Origin of the sequence: Curtobacterium sp. SORGH_AS_0776 (assembly GCF_031453355.1) — a bacterium.
Lineage (GTDB): Bacteria > Actinomycetota > Actinomycetes > Actinomycetales > Microbacteriaceae > Curtobacterium.
In genome coordinates, this window is the sequence record NZ_JAVIYU010000001.1 from 2,425,796 (window position 1) to 2,446,472 (window position 20,677).

A 20,677-nucleotide genomic window follows, 5' to 3' on the forward strand; every position below is an offset into this window, starting at 1 on the left:
TGTCAAAAGCCGACGCGGGTTCGAGCAACAGCAAGCGACCGCACCCGCCCCGCGTGCACCTCCCGAGGAAGCGCGACACGCAGCAGCAACAGGACGACCACAGCCCGACGCCCAACGTGACGTTCGAGGTGACCCGTGGTGGCACCGGCGTGCGCGTGAACGCCTTCCGGATCGGCTTCATGGGTGCGCTCGGCGTGCTCGTCGCCGTCGTCGCGGGGGCGATCGTCAACGAGCTCTCCACCGTGCTCGTCTACGTCGGCGTCGCGCTGTTCCTAGCGCTCGGCATCGACCCGCTGGTGTCCTTCCTCGAACGGTTCGTGCCGCGCTGGGTGGCCATCACAGTCGTGGTCGTCGGGGTCCTCGCCGCGTTCGCCGGGGTGGTGTTCGCGGTCGTGCCGATCCTCGTCCAGCAGGCGACGAACCTCATCCAGAACTTCCCCGACATCGTGCAGGACATCTCGAGGCAGGAGTGGGTGCAGAACCTCTCCGACCAGCTGTCGGGGTCGTTCGACATCGACCACGCGCTGCAGTCCGTGCAGTCCTTCGTCGAGAACCCCGGCAACCTGCTGAGCCTCGGCGGCGGGATCCTCGCGGTCGGCAGCGGGATCCTGACCGGTCTCACGGGCGCCGTCATCGTCATCATCCTGATGCTCTACTTCCTCGCGTCGATGCGCGGCATGAAGTCGATGACCTACCGCTTCGTCCCGGCGTCCCGTCGCGAGAACTTCATCGACGTCAGCGAGCAGATCACCCAGGCGGTCGGTCGCTACGTCGTCGGGCAGATCTCCCAGGCACTCATCAACGGCATCCTCAGCTTGGTGTTCCTGCTCATCATCGGTGCTCCGCTGCCCGTGCTGCTGGCGTCGTTCGCCTTCCTCGGGTCGCTGATCCCACTCGTGGGCACGCTCGCGTCGGCCATCGTCATCTCGCTGCTGTGCCTGTTCGCTTCGCCCGCGACGGCCCTCGCCGCCGCGATCTACTACCTCGTGTACATGCAGGTCGAGGCGTACGTGATCTCGCCGCGGATCATGTCGCGCGCCGTGCAGGTCCCCGGCGCCCTCGTCGTCATCGCAGCGGTCGCGGGCGGGACCATCGGCGGGGTGCTCGGCGCGCTCGTGGCCCTGCCGGTCGCCGCGTCGGTGATCATCATCGTCCAGAAGGTCATCTACCCCCGCCAAGAGCAGTCGTGACCGCCTTCGACGAGCACGTCGCCGACCGTGACCGCTGGGCGACCAGCGCTCGGGGTCCGCTCGCGCTCGTGAACGCCCAGCGTGTCGACCACGCGCAGCCCGTGTGGCCGGTCCCGGGGCAGTGGGCACCGGCACCCGGCGGCCTGACGGTCACCGCCGACGCGGCTGACGGGGTGGTCGTCGACGGCGACCCGGTGGACGACACCGTGCTCGTCGCCGGCGACGAGGCGGTCGTCCCGTCGGTCGTCGCCTTCCCGGACGGCCTCGCCGGCACCGTCTCCCGCGGCACGCTGCGCGTGTGGGACCCGGCGTCCGACGCGATCGCCCGCTTCGCCCACATCGCCCGGTTCGGCCACTCCGCCGCGTGGGTCACGTCCGGCAGGTACACGCCGGGTGTCCCGGGAGGCGCGGCGAGCGTCGTCGACGCAGCCGGCGATCCGCTCGAGGTCGCCGGACACGTCGAGACCACCCTGGGCGGATCGGCCGTCCGGTTGGTGGCGGTCCGCTCCGCGGCCTTCCGAGGCGCCGCACGGCTGCAGCTCATCGTGCAGGACGCCACGAGCGCCCTGCCCGAGGACGATCCCGGCAGCACCTACTCGATGGGCCGGTTCCTGTACCTCGACGACCCCGGTGTCGCTGCCGACGTCGAGCTGGACTGGAACCTCCTCGTCCTGCCGCCGTGCGCGTTCTCGTATCAGTTCGCCTGCCCGATCCCGCCCGCCGAGAACCGGATCCCGGTGCCGGTCACCGCGGGGGAGCGGCACCCGCTCGACGCATCGGGGCACGTCTTCCACTGACTCTGTCGCGGTGCCTGGTGTTCCCAGCGCGCAGCCTGCATAATGGGCGTGTCCGCAAGGACATCACAATCGGATATCGATGGTTCCGAAACGAGAACCTCCAGTTCAGGTCGATGGGGAAGTCGCACCTGACGAATCGGAGGAATCGTGAACGGAACGACCACCGGGGTGCTCTACGTGCACTCCTCACCACGCGCGCTCTGCCCGCACGTCGAATGGGCGGCAGGTCGCGCCATGAGTCGCGCCGTGAACTTCTCGTGGCTCGACCAGCCCGCACAGGACGGCGCCCGTCGGACCGAGTTCACCTGGACCGGTTCCGTCGGTACGGGTGCGGCGATCGCCTCGGCCCTGCGCGGCTGGGAGCACCTCCGGTACGAGGTCACCGAGGAACCCACCTCCGAGTCGGACGGCGGCCGCTGGATGCACACGCCCGACCTCGGGGTGTTCTACGCGCAGACCGACGTCACCGGCAACATGGTCGTCCCCGAGGACCGCGTCCGCTACGCGATGGAGGTGGCGGGCAGCAACGCCCTCGAACTCCACCGCGAGCTCCGACTCGCCCTGGGTCAGGCGTGGGACGACGAACTCGAACCGTTCCGCCACGCCGCCGAGGGCAACCCGGTCGTCTGGCTGCACCGCGTCGGCTGACCTGCCGAGCCGTTCCCTCCGTCACGAACGCCGCCCCTCGGGGCGGCGTTCGTGCGTCCGCGGCCGCCCGCGCCGAGTCTCGCCTCGGCGGACAGTTTCGCGCTTCCGGAGCCGCGAAACCGTCCGCGGGGCCGAGTCTCGGCGAACGGACGCGGCCACACGCCACGGGCCGCAGGACCGACGGGCCGGGCTCAGACGCTCCGGAACGCGACCACGGCGTTGTGCCCACCGAACCCGAACGAGTTGCTCACCGCGAGCAGGTCGCCCTGCGGGAGCTCGCGCGGCGCCGTGGCGACGTCCATCACGATCTCCGGGTCCTGCTGGGTGAGGTTGATCGTCGGCGGCGCGACGCGGTTGTGCAGCGCGAGGGCGGTGAACGCGGCCTCGATCGCACCGGCACCACCGAGGAGGTGCCCCGTCGACGCCTTCGTGGCGGACACCACGACGTTGTCGAGGTGGTCGCCGAACACGCGGCGCATTGCGTGGTACTCGGCGACGTCGCCCACCGGGGTCGAGGTGGCGTGCGCGTTGACGTGCACGACGTCCTCGCGCGCGGCACCGGCGTGCTCGAGCGCCTGCAGGACGGCCCGGGCAGCGGCACTGCCCTCGGGGTCCGGCGCGGTGATGTGGAACGCGTCCGAGGTGATGCCGGCGCCGGCGACCTCGGCGTAGATCGTCGCACCGCGGGCCTCGGCGTGCTCCTTGGTCTCGAGGATGAGCGCCGCGGCGCCGTCCGCGAGCACGAAGCCGTCGCGCGTGACGTCGTACGGACGCGATGCGGTCTGGGGGGAGTCGTTGCGGCGGGAGAGTGCCTGCATCGACGCGAACGCCGCGAGGGGCAGCGGGTGCAGGGCGGCCTCGGCGCCGCCGGTGATGACGATGTCGGCCTCGCCGGTGGCGACGTGGCGGTAGGCCTCGGCGAGGGACTCGGTCGAGGACGCGCACGCCGAGAGGTAGGTGCGGGCGCCGCCGCGGGCGCCGAACTCCATCTCGATGGCGGCGGCCGGGCCGTTCGCCATGAGCATCGGGACCGTCATCGGCAGGACGCGACGGGGCCCCTTCTCACGCAGGGTGTCCCACGCGTCGAGCAGGGTGTTGACGCCGCCGATGCCGGTGGCCCAGTCGACGATGAGGCGCTCGGGGACGACGGTCTCGGCGTCGATGCCGGCGTCGGCCCAGGCCTCGCGCGCGGCGACGAGCGACAGCTGCGACGAGGGGTCGAGGCGCTTCGACTCGGGGCGGGTCAGCTGGTCGGTGAGGAACCGGCGCGCCTGGCCGGCGAACTCGACGGGGAGCTCGAGCTCGGCGTAGCGCGGGTCCTCGATGCGGGTGATGCCGGACGTGCCGGCGAGCAGCGCGTCCCACGTGTCCGGGGCGGTCGCGGCGAGGGGCGTGATCGCACCGATCCCGGTGACGACGACGGTCTTGTTGGTCATGGAACGACGTGTTCTTTCGTGAGGACGTCCGACCGCTCGTGGCGGTGCCGGACGGAGCCGGGGCGGCCCGACGAACGCCGGACCGGGGCGGCCCGACGAACGCCGGACCGGGGCGGCCCGACGAACGCCGGACCGGGGCGGCCCGACGAACGCCGGACCTGTGTGGACCGACGAGTGTCGGTCCGGTGGACGAGATGAGCGCCGCGGCCCGCGGTCGGTCCGCCGGGGCCGCGGCGCTCAGGAAGCTCGCGTCAGGCCTGGGCCTTGACGATGTAGTCGACGGCGTCGCCGACGGTCTTGAGGTTCTTGACCTCTTCGTCGGGGATCTTGACGTCGAACTTCTCTTCGGCGTTGACGACGATGGTCATCATCGAGATCGAGTCGATGTCGAGGTCGTCGGTGAACGACTTGTCGGCCGCGACGGTGTCGGTCGCGATGCCGGTCTCGTCGTTGATCAGCTCGGCCAGGCCGGCGAGGACTTCTTCGTTGGACAGGGCCATGGGGATTCTCCTTGAGGGGGTGTCGTTTGACCGTGGACCAGCCTAGGGCACGCAGCGGTCGCGTGCCCGGAGGCTCGTCGGAGGGTGGCCGCGCGGGTGCGTGGCCGGGATGGGCTAGGGGAGGACGACGACCTGGGCGCCGAAGACGAGGCCGGCGCCGAAGCCGATCTGCAGGGCGAGGCCGCCGGAGAGCTCGGGGTTCTCCTCGAGCAGGCGGTGCGTGGCGAGCGGGATGCTCGCGGCCGAGGTGTTGCCGGTGGTGGTGATGTCGCGCGCGATCACGACGGACTCGGGCAGGCCGAGCTGCTTCGCGAACTCGTCGATGATGCGGATGTTCGCCTGGTGCGGCACGAACGCGGCGAGGTCGGACGGCTGGATGCCGGCGGACTCGAGCGCCTCACGGGCGACCTTGACCATCTCCCAGACGGCCCAGCGGAACACGGTCTGACCGGCCTGCCGTATCGTCGGCCGCGCGGCCCCCGCTTCCCACTCGTTGTAGGTCGAGGTCATGCCGATCGCGTCCCACTTCGACCCGTCGGAACCCCAGATCGTCGGGGCGATCCCGGGGAAGTCGCTCGGGCCGACGATCGCCGCTCCGGCACCGTCGCCGAGCAGGAACGAGATCGAGCGGTCGGTCGGGTCGACGATGTCGCTGAGCTTCTCGGCACCGACGACCAGCACGTGGTCGGCGATGCCGGACTTCACGAACGAGTCCGCCTGGGCGATGCCGTACGCGTACCCGGCGCACGCGGCGCTGATGTCGTAGGCCGCGGCGGGCGCCGCACCGATGCGCTCGGCGAGCAGGGACGCCATCGACGGCGTGGCGACGGTGTGGGTCACGGTGCTCACGAGCACGACGCCGATCTGGTCCGGCGTCAGGCCCGCCTTGGCGATCGCGTCGAGCGCGGCGGCCTCGGCGAGGTCGACCGCTTCGACGTCCTTGCCGGCGCGCATGCGGGTGATGATCCCGGTGCGCTGGCGGATCCACTCGTCGGAGGAGTCGATCGGCCCGACGAGGTCGTCGTTCGGCACGGCGTTCTCACCGCGGGCGGCGCCGAAGGCCAGGATGCGGGTGAACTCGTGGCCGCGACGCTGCTGCAGCAGCGGACGGGAGGCGCGGGTCGGCTCCGTCCCCTCGGTCGCGGTGGTCGGGATGGGTGCGTCGGTCATGCGGTTGCGTCTGCTTCCTGGCCCGCGCTCTGCAGCAGGTCGATCGCTGCGGGCAGGTCGTCGGGGGTCTTGATCGCGACGGTCGGCGTCCCGCGCAGACCGCGCTTCGCCAGGCCGACGAGGGCACCGGCGGGTGCGAGTTCGATGATGCCCGTGACACCGGCGGCCGCGAAGGACTCCATCACGGCGTCCCAGTGCACGGGGCTCTGGATCTGCTGGACCATGAGGTCGACGAAGCGACGACCGTCGTCGACACGGGAACCGTCGGCGTTCGTCCAGATCGGCAGCGACGGGTCCTGCACGGTCGCGGCGGCGGCGACCGGGGCGACACGCTCGACGGCGGACGCCATGTACCGGGTGTGGAACGCACCGGCCACGGCGAGGGGGATCACGCGGGCCTTCGCGGGCGGGTCGGCGGGCGAGGGCGGCGATCGCGTCGGCGGGACCGGCGACGACGGTCTGACCGCCGCCGTTGTGGTTCGCGGGGACGAGGCCGTTCGCCTCGAGCGCGGCGGCGACGGCGTCGGCGTCCCCACCGAGGACGGCGGCCATCGACGTGGGCTCGAGCGCGGCGGCGTCCGCCATCGCCCGGCCGCGTTCGGCGACGAGGGCGACGGCGTCGGTCGGCTCGAGGATCCCGGCGACCCCGGCGGCGGTGAACTCGCCGACCGAGTGGCCGGCGACCCCGCCCACGAGGGCACGGCGGCCGTCGGCGAGCAGGGCGTCGGCCGTGATGAGACCGGCGGCGACGATGAGCGGCTGCGCGAGCGCCGTGTCCTTGATGGTCTCGGCGTCGGACTCGGTGCCGTGGGCGGCGAGGTCGACGCCGATGGCCTCGGACCACGCCCCCACGCGGTCACGGACGGTGGCGTCCTCGAGCCAGGGGGCGAGGAAGCCGGGGGTCTGGGAGCCCTGTCCGGGCGCGACGACGACGATCACCGGACAATCCTGCCCGTCGGCCCGCGCCGCACCCGTGTGGGCTTCCCACAGCGATGACCGCTCGACATTGTGCATTTCCTAGCGACGATGCGGCATAGGACGTCGCTCACCGGCGGTGCGGGATGCGACGCCGCCCGGCGGTCGACTCGGACATGGCGCCGAGGATGAGCGCCGACTGCACGATGAGGGCGTCCCGCGCGTGCGTGGCGTCCCACCCGATGATGTCCGCCACGCGGCGGAGCCGGTAGCGCACCGTGTTCGGGTGCACGAACAGCTCGCGCGCCGTGGCTTCGAGCGACCGGCCGGTGTCGAGGTAGCACCAGAGTGTCTGCAGGAGCTCCGTCGACTGGTCCTTGAGCGGCACGTAGATGCGCTGCACGAGAGCGGACCGGGCGAGCGGGTCGCCGGCGAGGGCGCGTTCCGGGAGCAGGTCGTCGGCCAGGGCCGGACGAGGAGCACCGCGCCAGGCCCGCGCGACCGCGAAGCCGGCGAGGGCGCCCTTCGCGCTGGTGGACGCGTCGACGACGCCGGGCACCTCGTTGCCGAGGACGAGGTGTCCCTCGCCGAACGAGGGTTCGAGCGCCTGGGCGATGGCGGTGAAGGACACCGGCTCCTCGCCCTCGGGGACGTCGTCGCGCGGCGTGGCACGGCCGATCACCACGACGAGGCGGGAGCCCTGCACGCCGATGAGCACGTCGGCGTCCATGTGCCGCGCGGTTCGACGGATCTGGTCGACCTCGAGCTGCTTCGGCGCGTTGCCGACCAGGACCGCGACCTCGCCGTGACCGTGCCAGCCGAGGGCCGCGATGCGCGACGGGAGTTCGTCGTCGTACTCGCCCGACAGGATGGAGTCGACCACGAGGGCCTCGAGCCGGGCGTCCCACAGCCCACGGGCCTCGGCCGCGCGGGCGTAGACGTCGGCGGCCGCGAAGGCGATGTCCCGCGAGTACTTGAGGATCGCCTCCTGCAGCATCTCGTCGTCCTTGGCGCGTTCCTCGACCACGGTGACGACCACGCGGATGAGCTGGAGCGTCTGCTGCAGGCTCACCGAGCGCAGGAGTTCCCGCGGCGCGGAGCCGAAGACGTCCGCCGCGGCGATCCACGGGGTCGACGCGGTGCCCTCGAGCCAGCTGATGAACGAGGTGATGCCCGCCTGGGCCACGAGCCCCACGGCGGAGCGTCGGCCCGGAGGCATCTCGCTGTACCAGGGGAGGGTGTCCTCGAGCCGCTTGATGGTGGCGGTGGAGAGTTCCCCGGACACCTGACGGAGCCAGGAGAGCGCCCGCTCGCGCGCGCTCTCCTGGCTCTCGGAGTCCGGTCGGACCGACGTCACTCGCTGATCAGCTCTCGCCGCCCGCGCTGCCCGTGGTGCCGGCGGTCACGTCGTGGAGGCGGTACTTGTCGATCGCCTGCTGGACGAGCGCGCCGTCGACCTTGCCCTGCTTCGCGAGCTGCTGCAGCGTCCGCACGACGACCGAGGGGCCGTCGATGTGGAAGAAGCGGCGCGCTGCCGGACGGGTGTCCGAGAAGCCGAAGCCGTCGGCGCCGAGGGTGGCGTAGTCGGTCGGGACGAACGGGCGGATCTGCTCCTGCACGGCGTGCATGAAGTCGCTCACCGCGACGACCGGGCCCTCGGTGCCGAGCAGTCGCTCGGTCACGTACGGGGTGCGCGGTGCCTCGTTCGGGTTGAGGAAGGCGTGCTGCTCCGCGTCGAGACCGTCGCGGTACAGCTCGCCCCAGCTCGTGACGCTCCAGACGTCGGCCGACACGCCCCAGTCCTCGGCGAGGAGCTGCTGCGCCTCGAGGATCCACGGCACGGCGACACCCGACGCGAGCAGCTGGGCCTTCGGGCCGTCGTGCTCGCTGCGGTTGAGCAGGTACATGCCCTTGACGATGCCGTCGACGTCGATGCCCTCGGGCTCGGCCGGCTGGACGATCGGCTCGTTGTAGACCGTCAGGTAGTACATGACGTTCGGGTCGGCGTGCTTCGCGCTGCCGTCCTCGTTCGTGCCGTACATCCGGTCGAGGCCGGCCTGGACGATGTGCCCGATCTCGTAGCCGTACGCGGGGTCGTAGGACACCACGGCGGGGTTCGTCGTCGCGAGGAGCAGCGAGTGGCCGTCGGCGTGCTGCAGGCCCTCGCCCGTGAGCGTCGTGCGACCGGCGGTGGCGCCGATCATGAAGCCACGGGTCATCTGGTCGCCGGCGGCCCAGATGGCGTCGCCGGTGCGCTGGAACCCGAACATCGAGTAGAAGACGTAGACCGGGATGAGCGGCTCGCCCTGCGTCGAGTACGAGGTGCCGACCGCGGTGAACGCCGCGAGGGCGCCCGCCTCGTTGATGCCGACGTGGATGATCTGTCCCTGCGGGCTCTCCTTGTAGGCGAGGAGGAGCTCACGGTCGACCGACGTGTAGTGCTGGCCGTTCGGGTTGTAGATCTTCGCCGTCGGGAAGTACGCGTCCATGCCGAACGTGCGTGCCTCGTCGGGGATGATCGGCACCACGCGGTCGCCGAAGTCGGGGGAGCGGAGCAGGTCCTTCAGCAGTCGGGCGAACGCCATGGTGGTGGCGATCTCCTGCTTGCCGGAGCCCTTCTTGACGACCTGGTACTTCGAGTCCTCGGGGAGGGTGATCGACGTGTACTTGGTGCGACGCTCCGGCACGTACCCGCCGAGCTCACGCCGGCGCTCGTGCATGTACTGGATCGCCTCGTCGTCGTTCCCGGGGTGGTAGTACGGCGGCGTGTAGGGGTTCTCCTCGAGCTGTGCGTCCGTGATCGGGATGCGCATCTCGTCGCGGAACTGCTTGAGGTTGTCGAGCGTGAGCTTCTTCATCTGGTGCGTCGCGTTGCGCCCCTCGAAGCTCGGGCCGAGGCCGTAGCCCTTGACCGTCTTCGCGAGGATGACGGTCGGCTGGCCCTTGTGCTCGGTCGCGGCCTTGAACGCGGCGTAGACCTTGCGGTAGTCGTGCCCACCGCGCTTGAGGTTCCAGATCTGGTCGTCCGTGTAGTCCTTGACCAGCTCGAGCGCCTTCGGGTCGCGCCCGAAGAAGTTCTCGCGGACGTACGCGCCGTTCTCGGCCTTGTACGTCTGGTAGTCGCCGTCCGGCGTCTGGTTCATCAGGTTGAGGAGCGCGCCCTCGGTGTCGCGGGCGAGCAGGTCGTCCCACTCGCGGCCCCAGACGACCTTGATGACGTTCCAGCCCGCACCGCGGAAGAACGCCTCGAGCTCCTGGATGATCTTGCCGTTGCCGCGGACCGGACCGTCGAGACGCTGCAGGTTGCAGTTGATCACGAAGTTCAGGTTGTCGAGGCCGTCGTTCGCGGCGACCTGGAGCTGTCCGCGCGACTCGACCTCGTCCATCTCGCCGTCGCCGAGGAACGCCCAGACCTGCTGGTCGGAGGCGTCCTTGATGCCGCGGTTGGAGAGGTACTTCGCCTGCTGCGCCTGGTAGATCGCGTTGATCGGGCCGATGCCCATCGACACGGTCGGGAACTGCCAGAAGTGCGGCATGAGGCGCGGGTGCGGGTAGGACGAGAGTCCGCCGCCGGCGTGGGACTTCTCCTGCCGGAAGCCGTCGAGCTGGTCCTCGCCGAGGCGCCCTTCCATGTAGGCGCGGGCGTACATGCCGGGGGACGCGTGCCCCTGGAAGAACACCTGGTCGCCGCCGGACGGGTGGTCCTGCGCGCGGAAGAAGTGGTTGTAGCCGACCTCGTACATGGCGGCGCTCGACGCGTAGGTCGAGATGTGGCCGCCGACCGCGATCCCGGGGCGCTGCGCGCGGTGCACGGTGATCGCGGCGTTCCACCGGATCCACCGGCGGTAGCGGCGCTCGAGCTCCTCGTCGCCCGGGAACTCGGGCTCGTTCTCCGGCGCGATGGTGTTCACGTAGTCCGTGGTCGGGACCATCGGCACACCGAGGTGCAGTTCCTTGGACCGCTTGAGCAGGCTCAGCATGATCTCGCGGCCACGCTGGTGGCCGTGGGTCTGCACCAGCCCGTCGAGGGACTCACGCCATTCGGCGGTCTCCTCCGGGTCCTGGTCGCTGCTGCCGTGGCTGTACGGGTCCTGGTCGTTCACCGTCACCCTTGACCTCGTTCGTTCTCGTGGTGGTGGACATGGCGGGCCACCGGTTGGTCGGGTCACGACCGGATGGGGCCCCGACCACTCTAGGCCCCCGCACCGACCCAGAGGCTGATGGTGACGTGTGGGTGGACAGGTGCTTGCATTCGGGTGACGTCGGCGTACGATTGCCGATCGTGCACACGCGACCCGTGCGTGCGCGAGGACACCGGGCACACCCCACGCCCGAGGAAGAAGCAACGCACTGATGGCACTGGAGATCGGCTCGCTCGCGCCGGACTTCGAACTCCCGAACCAGTTCGGGGAGCACGTCCGCCTCAGCGACTTCCGTGGCGTCCGCCCGGTCGCGCTGGTCTTCTTCCCGCTCGCGTTCTCGTCGACCTGCACCAACGAGCTCTGCGCCCTCCAGGACAACATCGCGATGTTCCAGGACCAGCGCGTCGAGCTCGTCGGCATCTCGGTCGACTCGAAGGCGACGCTCCGATCGTTCGCCGAGTCGAACGGCTACGACTTCGAGCTCCTCGCGGACTTCTGGCCGCACGGCGCCGTCTCGAAGGAGTACGGCGTCTTCCTCGAGCACAAGGGCTTCGCCACCCGCGCGACCTTCGTCATCGACGTGCAGGGCCGCATCAAGGCCTCGATCATCTCCGAGCCGGGCGTCGCCCGTGACGTGACGGAGTACAAGGCCGCGCTCGACCGCCTGGCGGCCTGCGCCGCACCAGTCCCCGTCGGCTAGCGTTCCGAACACGTCCTGAGGCGACGCACGACGCGTCGCGGACTGGAGGCACGGTGCACGCCGTCGACGACCGCCCACCCGCGCGGGTGGTCACCGCCGAGCCGTACGCGCCGTTCCCGATCACCGCAGACGCCGACCGGTGGGGCCTGCAGCGCACCGTCGTCCCGACCGACGTCGGCCCGGTCGTCGTGCACCACCGGCCCGGCCCCGCCGCGCTGCTCCTGCTGCACGGGGTCGCCGGGTCGTGGACCACGTGGACCCCGCTCCTGTCGGCGGCGGACGGCATCGACGACCGCGGTCTCGTGCTCGTCGACCTGCCGGGCTGGGGCGCGTCACCCGCACCGCTCGAGCCGCTCGGGGTCGACCGGGCGGCGTCGGTGCTGACCACGGTGCTCGACGCCCTCGCGGTCCCGGACGTCGACGTCGTCGGGCACTCGATGGGTGCCTTCGTCGGCATGCACCTGGCCGTCGTGGCACCCGGACGCGTGCGCTCCGTCGCGCTCGTCTCCGGCACGACCGTGGCGACCGCCGGAGCGTCCCGGCACCCCGTGCGCGGGCTCCTGACGCTCCCCGCGTTCACGCTGCTGCGGGCAGGCCTCGCGATCACCGGGGAGACGGCACGGCCGCTCCTGCGCGGACTCCGGACGATCGGCCTCCTGCCCGTCCTCGCCGCTCCCGTCTTCTCGCACGTACGCCGGCTTGACCCGAGCGTGCTCGAGGCGTTCGTCGACGAGCTCCGTCCGGCCGGCTTCACCGGAGCCGCTCGTGCCGCGGCCGCCTACGACCTGGACCGCTGGCGCGGCGTGACGTGCCAGGTCACGGCGATCGCCGGGCGGGACGATGTGTTCGCCCGAGTGTCCGACCTCGCGGCGCTCCGAGGCCTCCTGCCCGACGTCCGGACGGTGCTGCTCGACGACTGCGGGCACTTCGCCCACGTCGAGCACCCGACCGCGGTGGCGCGCACGCTCGACCTCGTCCGGTCCGCACGTCCGTCGTAGGCTCCGGGGGTGCACCCGCCCATCGACCCCCACGACCACGGCTGGCTCGACCGCCCCGACGGCGCCCGGATCCACTGGGAGGTGTCCGGCAACCCGACCGGCCGCCCGGCGCTGTACCTGCACGGCGGCCCGGGGTCCGGTCTCGGCGCCGGGGGCTACCGGCAGCGGTTCGACCCCGAGGTGTACCGGATCATCGGGCTCGACCAGCGCGGGTGCGGGCGGAGCACCCCGTGGGCGATCGACGACCTCGGGTCGCTCGACCGCAACACGACGGCGGCCCTGATCGAGGACGTCGAGGCGCTGCGGCGACACCTCGGCGTCGAGCGCTGGCTGCTGCACGGTGTCTCGTGGGGCAGCACCCTCGCGCTCGCCTACGCCCTCGAGCACCCCGAGCGCGTCACCGAGGTCGTGCTCGTCGCGGTGACCACCGGTTCCCGTCGCGAGGTCGACTGGATCACCGAGGGGGTCGGGGCGGTGTTCCCGGAGGCCTGGTCACGGTTCACCGCCGACGTCCCTGCGGGGGTGCGGCCGGTCGAGCACCACGCCCGCCTGCTCCGGTCGCGAGACCCCGCCGTCCGGGACGCCGCAGCCGACAGCTGGGACACTTGGGAGTCGACCCACGTCTCGCTCGACCCGGCGTGGCGTCCGGGGCAGCTGCATGCCGATCCCCGGGACCGGCGCAACTTCGCCACCCTGGTCACCCACTACTGGGCGAACGACTGCTTCCTCGGTCCGGACGAGGTCCTCCGTCGCGCCGGCGAGCTCGCCGGGATCCCCGGCGTGCTCGTGCACGGGCGACGGGACGTCAGCGGGCCGGTCATCACGCCGTGGATGCTGCACCGGGCGTGGCCGGGCAGCCGCCTCGAGGTCGTCGAGGACGAGGGACACGGCGGGCCCACCGAGGTCGCGATCGCGCAGCGCGCCATCGACGGGTTCGCTCGCCGGTCAGGCGTGCACGGGGAACGTCGCCGCGACGCGTGACCGCACCTCGGTGAGCACGGCCTGCCGCATCACCGGGGAGAACAGCGAGTGGTCGCCGTCCGGCACCCGCACGAGTTCCACCTTGCCGGTCCGGCCCCGGGTGCCCCACCGCCGGAGGGCACGCGGACCACCGAGCCGCTCGAACAGCTCGACGTCCACGGGCGACGCGATGAGCACGACGTCGGTGCCGTGCTCGACGAGCGGACGGACGTGTCCGACGACCCCACCGACCCGGTCGCGACGGGCGACCCGGTCGCGTACCCACTCGGGTACGACGGCGTTCCACCAGCGACGGAGCACGAGACGCAGCGGCGACGGTTCGTCGATCGCGCGGAGGGCATCGGCGTACGCGCCCACCGCGGCCGGCTGGCGGCGGTAGTCGTTCGGGCTGATCTCGAGGACCATGCGCGGTGCGGCGTCCGCAGAGCGCCCCGCGAGCCACGCGCCGGCGCACATGCCCACGAGCACGAGCCGTCGGGAGTCCACGGCGAGGGCGTCGACCACCGCCTGCTGGTCGTCGATCCACTCCTGCGCGAACATCGCGGACCGCTCGTCCTCGTGGACCGCGGAGCTCTCACCAGTGCCGCTGCGGTCGACCCGGACCACCCGGGCACCGTCGCGGGCGAGGGTCCGTGCGAGGGCGACCTGGTAGTCGGACGCGCCGACGTGGTGCTCGGCGGCGCCGTTGTGCAGCACGACGACCGGGGCGTCCTCGTGCTGGCCGGAGGTGACGGTCTCGATGGCGAAGAGCCGTTCCGGGCCCATCCGGACGATGCGCTCCGACGTGCGGGCGTCCACGTCGAGGACCTCGTCGAGTGCCGGCGGCAGGACCGGCAGGGCCACCGTCGGCGCCCACGCGTCCGTCCACGCCACGACGGTGTCGACGGCGGAGCCCGGGATCCGGGCGACCATGCTCGTTCCGTCGAGGAGCTCGGCGCTCCCGGTGACCTCGGTCGTCGCCACGTCGCCGAGCGCTGCGGGGGCGCTGCTGCCCGGGCGCACGAGGGCGATGGTCGGGCCGGTGCGCGCCCGGTAGGTGAGCGCACCGAGCGCTGCAGCTTCGGTGGGGTCGACGTCGATGCCGACGAGGCTCTCCACGCCGTCGACCACGCGGTCGGCGCCGATCGTGATCGTCGCCAGTGCTCGCTGCTTCCGGAGCCAGGCGCGGCCGGAGGCGGGCGCGTCCCAGAGGACCAGGCCGTCCGTGTCGGAGGCTGCGGCGCCGGCGATCGGCGCGGCGGAGGCCAGGCCGACGTACGCGATCCGCTCGACCCCGGCACCACGCAGCACCGCTGCGGCGCGACGTGCCGACCGGACCTGTGCGTCGGGATCGCCGTCGGGTGCGGAGTCACCACGTCCGGACGGGTCGTAGCGCACCGAGGCCACGCCACGCGCCTCCAGTCGGTCCGCCAGCAGGCGCAGGGTCCGGTACGCGATGACGCCCTCCTGCCCGAGCGGCGGACAGATCACGACGCCGGCGCGCGCCGCGACGGGGAGCTGCACGGCGACGCGGAGGGCCGGGCGACCCGTCCAGCCGTGGTGGGTGCTCACAGGGCCAGGGCCGCGCGGACCGGAGCCGGCCACGCGTCGGGGTCGGTGCCGTGTGCGGCGAAGAGGGCGATCGTGATGCGCTCCAGGCCGAAGGCGACGCAGGCACTGTGCGCGACCTCGCCATCGGCGGTTGCGGATGCCGAACGAGGTGCCGAAGTGGTCCTCGTGCAGGTTCGCCGAGCCGATCGCGGTCGCCGGGTGCTCCGGGCCGTAGACGGGCGTGACGAACTCGAACTTGAGCGCCTGCTCGACCTGGTTCCGGGCGAGCATCTGCCCGACCCGTCCGAAGAACGGGTCGTTCGCGGGGACGACGTCGATCTCGAGGCCGAACGACTCGAGCAGCGCGCGCATGACCGGGATGCGGTCGTCACGGTGGTGCTGGGCCGAGCCGGGCGTGCCGATGTGCACGAACTCGTGCATGTGGAACGCCTGCAGCCGCATCGGGTCGAGCGAGGGCTCGCGCCGGAACGAGTCGCCGACGATGTCGAAGGTGCGGCCGTCCTGCGGGACGCGGTCCCCGACGAGCCCGTAGACCGGGTGGCAGACCGCCGGGGTCAGCATCAGGTCGGCCGGCTCGAGGAAGCCCTCCCACCGCTCTCCGCGCTCACGGGCGGCGAGCAGGGCACGGTGCGTGCGGTCGTCACCGGTGAAGCCGGAGATCGACGCGGCGAGGTCCGGGAAGGACGCGATGTAGTCGGTGCGCTCGAACGCCGCGAGCGGCTCCACGGGCGGGAAGCGCAGCACCTCGGCGTCGAGGTCCCGCTGGCTGGCCACGGCCGCGGTGTCGACCGCCGTGTACACGCGCTCGAACACTCCGGTGCGGCCGTAGAGCCCCGGCGACCCGAGGTCGATGAGCACGCCGTCGGCGAGCAGCCGTGCACGCAGCGCGGCGCGGGCGGCGTCGAGGTCGGACGCGGGTGCGGACTGCGTCGTGGTCGTCGGTTCGGTGATGGTCACAGGATGGCTCCGGTCATGAGTGCCAGTGCGGCGTCGTTCTGCAGGAGACGGTCGTTGCTCACCATCACGGCGGCACCGTGCGCGTCTCGGAGGTGCCGGGCGATGCTGAGCTCCCCGGTGGCGGCGAACCCGGCGATGCCGACGATCCGCAGCGCCTGGGTGACGAGGTCGGTGACCCGCTCGGAGGAGCCGATCTTCAGCGCGTTCACAGCCAGCGCGTACGCCGTCGACTCGAGCACCTCGGGGTCGTCGGCCACCTGGTCGAACCGGGCCGCGGCGTGCCGGACGGCGTCGGCCATGGTCTGCAGGTCGACCAGGAGCTCGGCGAGCCGGAGGGCTCCAGGAGGGGTCTGGCCGACGGCGGCACGCGCCTGCTTGCGGACGGCTCGACGGGCACGGTCCGCAGCGTCCGCCGCGATGCCGAGCCACACCGACGCCCAGAGCACGTGCGACACGGGGAGGACGGTGCGGGCGGAGATCGTCGCGTAGTCGTCGCGGAGGACGCGGTCCTCGTGGGTCTCGGTGTCGAGCAGCCAGCCGTTGCTGCACGTGCCGCGGAGCCCGAGCGTGTCCCAGGTCGAGGTCTGCGTGAGCGTGGTCTCCGCCGGCAGCGCGATGACGAGCCGTTGATCGGACGCCGGCGCGTCGAGGTCGCGCCGGGCGGTGACGAGGATCGCGTCGGCCTCGGTCGCGTACGAGATGACCGGGGCGTCCTTGCGGAGCCGGATGCGTCCGGCCTGGTCGGGCTCGATCGCGCAGGTGCTCCGACGGGCATCGCCGCCGATGCCGCGCTCGGTGGTGGACGACGCGACGAGGGCGCCGTCCCGCACGGCCTCGATCATCGCGGTGACGCCGAGGGCCACGCCGCCGTGCCGCCAGAGCGCCATGGCCTGGCCGTGGTGCATCGCGAACACCATGGCCGTCGCGGCGCACGCACGTCCGAGTTCGGTCGCGATGACGGAGAGCTCGGCGAGGGTGGCCCCTTCACCGCCGTGCTCCACCGGGACCGCCGCGGCGAGGAGACCGTGCTCCTTCATCGCGGCGATCGCTTCGCGCGGGGGGCGGGCGTCACGGTCGACCTCGTCGGCGTAGCGGGCGGCGATGTCGACCACGAGGGCGGTTCGCTCGGCGAACCGGTCGACTGCGGAGACGGTCGTCCCGGCGCTCGCCGGACGCTCCTCGGTGATCACGCCGCCGTCTCCGCTGCCGTGGCGATGGACTCGATGGTGGCGAAGGTCGACCGGTGCAGCGCGGCGTCGGGGAACTCCACGTCGAGTTCGTTCTCGACCGCGAGCATCACGTTCACGGTGGCGTGCGAGGTCAGCCCGAGGGCGTAGAGGTCGGCGATCGACGCCACGTCCATGGCGTCGACGACGAGCCGTCCGTGGTCGGCGAGGGCTCGCCGGACGGCCAGTTCGGTCGTCGGGGCGACGAGTGTGACGGCGGTCGCTGCGGAGGTCGGGTCCTGGTGCATGCTGGCAACGATAAGGAGGACGGCGGCCCGGAAAGCCGCCGTGCGGGTGCGTGAAACCGCACGCGCCGCGCCGGACCTGAGTGCCCTGACAGAGAGCGGCCCAGGGGGCTGCGTCAGCGCTCGGAGAGGGCGACGGCGGTGGCGATCGCCAGTCCCCGTTCGTGGGACAACGAGACCGCGATCGACGTGCAGCCGACCGCCTCGGCGAGCTCCGCCGCACGACCGGTCAGCTCGACGACGGGGGCGCCGACGGCGTCGAGCACGACGGCGACGTCGGTCAGCGGGACGGCGTCCGAACGCTCCGGCCGGAGCAGTTTCAGCACGGCCTCCTTGCCGGCGAAGCGGGCGGCGAGGCGCTCCGGGTCGTCCCCGGCGTCGGCGCGCTCCTGCGGGGTGAAGACCCGGGCGAGGTAGCGCTCGCCGTGCGCGGTGATCCCGGCGATCACGTCCTCGACCGCGGCGAGGTCGGTGCCGGTCCGGATCGTGGCCATGGGCCGAGCGTACGCGGGCTCGGACAGCACTGCATTCCCCGGACGGCATGGGCGTCACCGGGCGTTCGTATGATCGACGGCACAGACCACCGAGGGGGAACCGATGGCATCACCGTGGACGGGCATCATCGAGGACGCGCGGCACTACCCGTCGCCGCACAACTCGCAACCGATCGTCGTGCGCGTCGAGGACGACCGCACCGCGACCGTGTTCTACGACCTGCGCAGGGGGTTGCCGGCCGAGTCCTTCGGCATCCCGTTCGGCCACGTCTGCGCCGGGGTGTTCCTGGCCGGGCTCGACGTGGTCGCCCGGGCGCACGGGTTCACCGTGCAGGAACGGCTGGACCACGCCGAGATGGACTTCGGGCGGCTGGACGCCGGCGCCGGTTCCGGCGCGGCCGACGACCACCTGCACCGACTGGGCACGGTCGCGTTGCGCCCGCGAGCCGCGACGGCGGACGACCGGGAGGCGCTGGCCCGCTTCCTCGCACGGCGCACCTCGCGCAGGCCCTACGACGCGACCCTGGTGGACGAGTCCGCGATCGAGGCCGCGTCCGCCATCGCGTCGGCGGCCGGCCACCGCTTCCGCACCACCTCGGACCGTGCCGTCGTCGACGAGATCGTCCGGGTCAACCAGGAGACCCTGTTCGACGACCTGCAGCACGACGCCGTGCACGACGAGATCCTGCACTGGCTGCGGTTCTCGAAGCGGCAGGCGGCGGAGTCCGGTGACGGGCTGTCGGCGGAGACGATGCTCATGCCCGGACCGGTGCTGCGGTTCGCGATGGAGCACCGCGGGCTCTGGGAGGCACCCGTCCTCGGCGGGGTCTTCAAGCGCGTGTACCTGTCGACGATGCGCGGCGTCCGGCAGCTCGGGTGGCTCGAGGGACCGTTCTCGTCGCCGGCGGACTACGTCGAGGCCGGTCGCACCTTCATGCGGATCTGGCTCGAGCTCACGGCACGGGGCGTCGCCCTGCACCCGTTCGGCACCGTGATCACGAACCCGCGGTCGCACGTCGCGTTCGTCGAGCGCGCGGGCGTCGACGAGTCCGATGGCCGGATGGCGTGGATGCTCTTCCGCTTGGGCCACAGCGCACCGCCACCGCCGGCGCACCGTCGACCCGCGGCGGCGATGACGATCGGGGGTGCCCGGTGAAGCGCGCGGCGGTGTTCTCGGTGGTCTGGGTCGTCGAGACGGTCGTGGCGCTGTTCATGCCGCGTGTCGGCACCCACAAGCTCCTGCTCACGCCGGGCATCGAGCCGCTCCGCTGGACCCTCGGACGCTGGCGTGCGTGGCGGACGGCCGAGCGGGCTGCGAAGCGGGTGCCCGCCTACGGGGCGTTCCTGGCGGAGGCGGGGCGTGCCTCCCGTCTGGACACACGCGGCGGCATCGCCGCAGCGATCTCGGGGCTACCCGAGATGGACAAGGAGTCGTACGTCAAGCGGTGGAGCATCCCCGAGCGCTGCATCGACGGTCGGCTGCCCCGGCGCGGGGTCGTCGTCGACGAGTCGAGCGGGTCCAGCGGAACACCGACCAGCTGGGTGCGCGGCCCCGACGAACGGCAGGCCACCCGGCAGCTGCTGCAGCTCGGGTTCTCGCGGACCGCGAAGGACCTGCCGAAGCAGCCGTTCGTGCTCAACGCGTTCTCCCTCGGCGCCTGGGCCACCGGCATGAACGTGACGGCGTCGCTCACCGAGTCGTCGATGATCAAGTCGATCGGGCCGGACCGCGACAAGATCGTGCAGACGATGCGCGAGTTCGGCACCGACTTCACGTACATCATCTGCAGCTACCCGCCGTTCCTGAAGGCACTGTTCGAGGACGACCGGGTGGACTGGAGCGAGTACACGATCGTCGCGGCGTTCGGCGGCGAGGGCATCAGCGAGAACATGCGCGCGCACATCGAGCAGTACGCGCAGGCCGTGCTCGGGTCGTACGGGGCGAGCGACCTCGAGATCAACCTCGGCATCGAGACGCCGTTCAGCGTGCAGCTGCGTCGGGCGATCGCGGCGTCGCCGGAGCTCTCCGCCGCGCTGACGAAGCAAGCCGAGTACGGCGTGCTGCCGATGGTGTTCCAGTTCAACCCGTTCGGGTACCTCATCGAGACGAACGAGCTCGGGGAGCTGGTCGTGACGATCGCCCGGTCCGAGAACATCAGCCCCCGCATCCGGTACAACATCCACGACCGCGGGCACGTGGTGCGGATGCGTTCGCTGCGTCGGACCCTGCGCGAGCACGGGTTCGACGAGCTCGCCGACGCCGCCGAGCTCGACCTGCCGCTGCTGTTCCACTACGGGCGGTCCGACCTGTCCGTCGACTACAACGGGGCGGTCGTCGCGCCGGACGTCGTACGCGACGTGGTCTACGGCGACCCGGCACTGCTCGAGGCCGTCGAGAACCACCGGCTGATCAGCTACGAGGACGACCGGGGCGACCGGCAGCTGCACATCGCGTTCCAGCTCGCGTCCGGCGCATCGGGGTTCGACGCCGACGGTGCTCGAGGCGCGGTGGTCGCCGAGCTGCGGCGGTTGAACAGGGACTTCTCGAACGCGATCCGGACGGCACCACCGGGCACGCTGCCGACCGTGGCGTTCTACCCGTACCGCACCGGACCCTTCCGCGAGGACGGCCGCAAGCTCAAGAACGAGTACGTGTGGCAGCTGCCGGCCGGTTCGGTGGACGCGTGGGACCTCGACCTGGCGTGGACCGCCCCGAAGGAGGCCTGA

At 71.8% G+C, this 20,677-nt stretch carries 17 protein-coding genes and 1 pseudogene; 8 read left to right on the forward strand and 10 right to left on the reverse strand.

Annotated features, from left to right (window positions below; genetic code table 11):
* Positions 1-53 precede the first annotated feature (53 nt).
* The 3 genes from QE359_RS11995 to QE359_RS12005 all read left to right on the forward strand — a co-directional run bounded on the left by QE359_RS11995 (position 54) and on the right by QE359_RS12005 (position 2,635).
* Positions 54-1,190 carry an AI-2E family transporter gene (locus tag QE359_RS11995; protein WP_229085312.1) on the forward strand — a complete coding sequence of 379 codons (1,137 nt, stop codon included), beginning with the start codon at positions 54-56 and terminating at the stop codon, positions 1,188-1,190.
* On the forward strand, positions 1,187-1,987 hold the full coding sequence (locus QE359_RS12000) for a DUF1684 domain-containing protein (RefSeq protein WP_309779325.1): 801 nt from the start codon (positions 1,187-1,189) through the stop codon (positions 1,985-1,987). The genes QE359_RS11995 and QE359_RS12000 overlap by 4 nt, the downstream gene beginning before the upstream one ends.
* A gap of 147 nt (positions 1,988-2,134) precedes the next feature.
* Complete coding sequence (locus QE359_RS12005; protein ID WP_071294840.1) at positions 2,135-2,635, forward strand: DUF3145 domain-containing protein; 501 nt, start codon at positions 2,135-2,137, stop codon at positions 2,633-2,635.
* A gap of 191 nt (positions 2,636-2,826) precedes the next feature.
* Here the strand turns inward: QE359_RS12005 and QE359_RS12010 are convergent, their stop codons facing one another.
* From QE359_RS12010 to aceE, 6 genes and pseudogenes are all read right to left on the reverse strand, one after another.
* The gene (locus QE359_RS12010; RefSeq protein ID WP_070418717.1) at positions 2,827-4,071 is read right to left on the reverse strand and encodes a beta-ketoacyl synthase; all 1,245 of its coding nucleotides are present in this window, start codon (positions 4,069-4,071) and stop codon (positions 2,827-2,829) included.
* Between the two features lie 251 nt (positions 4,072-4,322).
* On the reverse strand, positions 4,323-4,571 hold the full coding sequence (locus QE359_RS12015; protein WP_022903951.1) for an acyl carrier protein: 249 nt from the start codon (positions 4,569-4,571) through the stop codon (positions 4,323-4,325).
* A gap of 114 nt (positions 4,572-4,685) precedes the next feature.
* Complete coding sequence (locus tag QE359_RS12020; RefSeq protein ID WP_070418718.1) at positions 4,686-5,741, reverse strand: beta-ketoacyl-ACP synthase III; 1,056 nt, start codon at positions 5,739-5,741, stop codon at positions 4,686-4,688.
* Positions 5,738-6,680: pseudogene (locus tag QE359_RS12025) on the reverse strand (ACP S-malonyltransferase). The gene QE359_RS12020 and the pseudogene QE359_RS12025 overlap by 4 nt, the downstream one beginning before the upstream one ends.
* A 106-nt stretch (positions 6,681-6,786) precedes the next feature.
* A complete protein-coding gene (locus QE359_RS12030) occupies positions 6,787-8,013 on the reverse strand; it encodes a CdaR family transcriptional regulator (RefSeq protein WP_070418720.1) in 1,227 nt (408 codons plus the stop codon).
* A gap of 7 nt (positions 8,014-8,020) precedes the next feature.
* A complete protein-coding gene (gene aceE / locus QE359_RS12035) occupies positions 8,021-10,765 on the reverse strand; it encodes a pyruvate dehydrogenase (acetyl-transferring), homodimeric type (protein ID WP_070418721.1) in 2,745 nt (914 codons plus the stop codon).
* A gap of 244 nt (positions 10,766-11,009) precedes the next feature.
* Here aceE and QE359_RS12040 point away from each other — a divergent pair, with 244 nt between their 5' ends.
* Genes QE359_RS12040 through pip form a run of 3 tightly spaced genes read left to right on the forward strand, consistent with a single transcriptional unit; the run spans position 11,010 to position 13,477 of the window.
* Complete coding sequence (locus tag QE359_RS12040) at positions 11,010-11,498, forward strand: peroxiredoxin (RefSeq protein ID WP_070418722.1); 489 nt, start codon at positions 11,010-11,012, stop codon at positions 11,496-11,498.
* 53 nt (positions 11,499-11,551) lie between these two features.
* Positions 11,552-12,496: an alpha/beta fold hydrolase gene (locus tag QE359_RS12045; protein WP_309779326.1), complete on the forward strand. Its 945-nt coding sequence runs from the start codon at positions 11,552-11,554 to the stop codon at positions 12,494-12,496.
* A gap of 9 nt (positions 12,497-12,505) precedes the next feature.
* Positions 12,506-13,477, forward strand: coding sequence for a prolyl aminopeptidase (pip, locus tag QE359_RS12050; RefSeq protein WP_309779327.1), 972 nt, complete (start codon positions 12,506-12,508; stop codon positions 13,475-13,477).
* On the opposite strand, the gene QE359_RS12055 is transcribed toward pip, so the two are convergent.
* The 4 genes from QE359_RS12055 to QE359_RS12070 form a co-directional block, all read right to left on the reverse strand.
* Positions 13,442-15,985 carry an alpha/beta fold hydrolase gene (locus QE359_RS12055; RefSeq protein ID WP_309779328.1) on the reverse strand — a complete coding sequence of 848 codons (2,544 nt, stop codon included), beginning with the start codon at positions 15,983-15,985 and terminating at the stop codon, positions 13,442-13,444. The two genes, pip and QE359_RS12055, sit on opposite strands and share 36 nt — an antisense overlap.
* A complete protein-coding gene (locus QE359_RS12060; protein ID WP_309779329.1) occupies positions 15,982-17,175 on the reverse strand; it encodes an acyl-CoA dehydrogenase family protein in 1,194 nt (397 codons plus the stop codon). The genes QE359_RS12055 and QE359_RS12060 overlap by 4 nt, the downstream gene beginning before the upstream one ends.
* Positions 17,172-17,459 carry an acyl carrier protein gene (locus QE359_RS12065; protein ID WP_309779330.1) on the reverse strand — a complete coding sequence of 96 codons (288 nt, stop codon included), beginning with the start codon at positions 17,457-17,459 and terminating at the stop codon, positions 17,172-17,174. Before QE359_RS12065 ends, QE359_RS12060 begins: the two co-directional genes overlap by 4 nt.
* Positions 17,460-17,572: 113 nt before the next feature.
* Complete coding sequence (locus QE359_RS12070; RefSeq protein WP_309779331.1) at positions 17,573-17,950, reverse strand: holo-ACP synthase; 378 nt, start codon at positions 17,948-17,950, stop codon at positions 17,573-17,575.
* A 103-nt stretch (positions 17,951-18,053) separates the two neighbouring features.
* Between QE359_RS12070 and QE359_RS12075 the strand changes: the two genes are divergently transcribed.
* Positions 18,054-19,106 carry a hypothetical protein gene (locus tag QE359_RS12075; protein ID WP_309779332.1) on the forward strand — a complete coding sequence of 351 codons (1,053 nt, stop codon included), beginning with the start codon at positions 18,054-18,056 and terminating at the stop codon, positions 19,104-19,106.
* Positions 19,103-20,677, forward strand: coding sequence for a CoF synthetase (locus tag QE359_RS12080; RefSeq protein WP_309779333.1), 1,575 nt, complete (start codon positions 19,103-19,105; stop codon positions 20,675-20,677). The genes QE359_RS12075 and QE359_RS12080 overlap by 4 nt, the downstream gene beginning before the upstream one ends.

What these genes read in the sequence shown, in the direction of transcription:
- QE359_RS12010 (WP_070418717.1), bottom strand. Translation starts at nt 4,071, where the DNA reads ATGACCAACAAGACCGTCGTCGTCACCGGGATCGGTGCGATCACGCCC.
- QE359_RS12015 (WP_022903951.1), bottom strand. Translation starts at nt 4,571, where the DNA reads ATGGCCCTGTCCAACGAAGAAGTCCTCGCCGGCCTGGCCGAGCTGATC.
- QE359_RS12020 (WP_070418718.1), bottom strand. Translation starts at nt 5,741, where the DNA reads ATGACCGACGCACCCATCCCGACCACCGCGACCGAGGGGACGGAGCCG.
- QE359_RS12040 (WP_070418722.1), top strand. Translation starts at nt 11,010, where the DNA reads ATGGCACTGGAGATCGGCTCGCTCGCGCCGGACTTCGAACTCCCGAAC.
- QE359_RS12065 (WP_309779330.1), bottom strand. Translation starts at nt 17,459, where the DNA reads ATGCACCAGGACCCGACCTCCGCAGCGACCGCCGTCACACTCGTCGCC.
- QE359_RS12070 (WP_309779331.1), bottom strand. Translation starts at nt 17,950, where the DNA reads ATGGCCACGATCCGGACCGGCACCGACCTCGCCGCGGTCGAGGACGTG.
- QE359_RS12075 (WP_309779332.1), top strand. Translation starts at nt 18,054, where the DNA reads ATGGCATCACCGTGGACGGGCATCATCGAGGACGCGCGGCACTACCCG.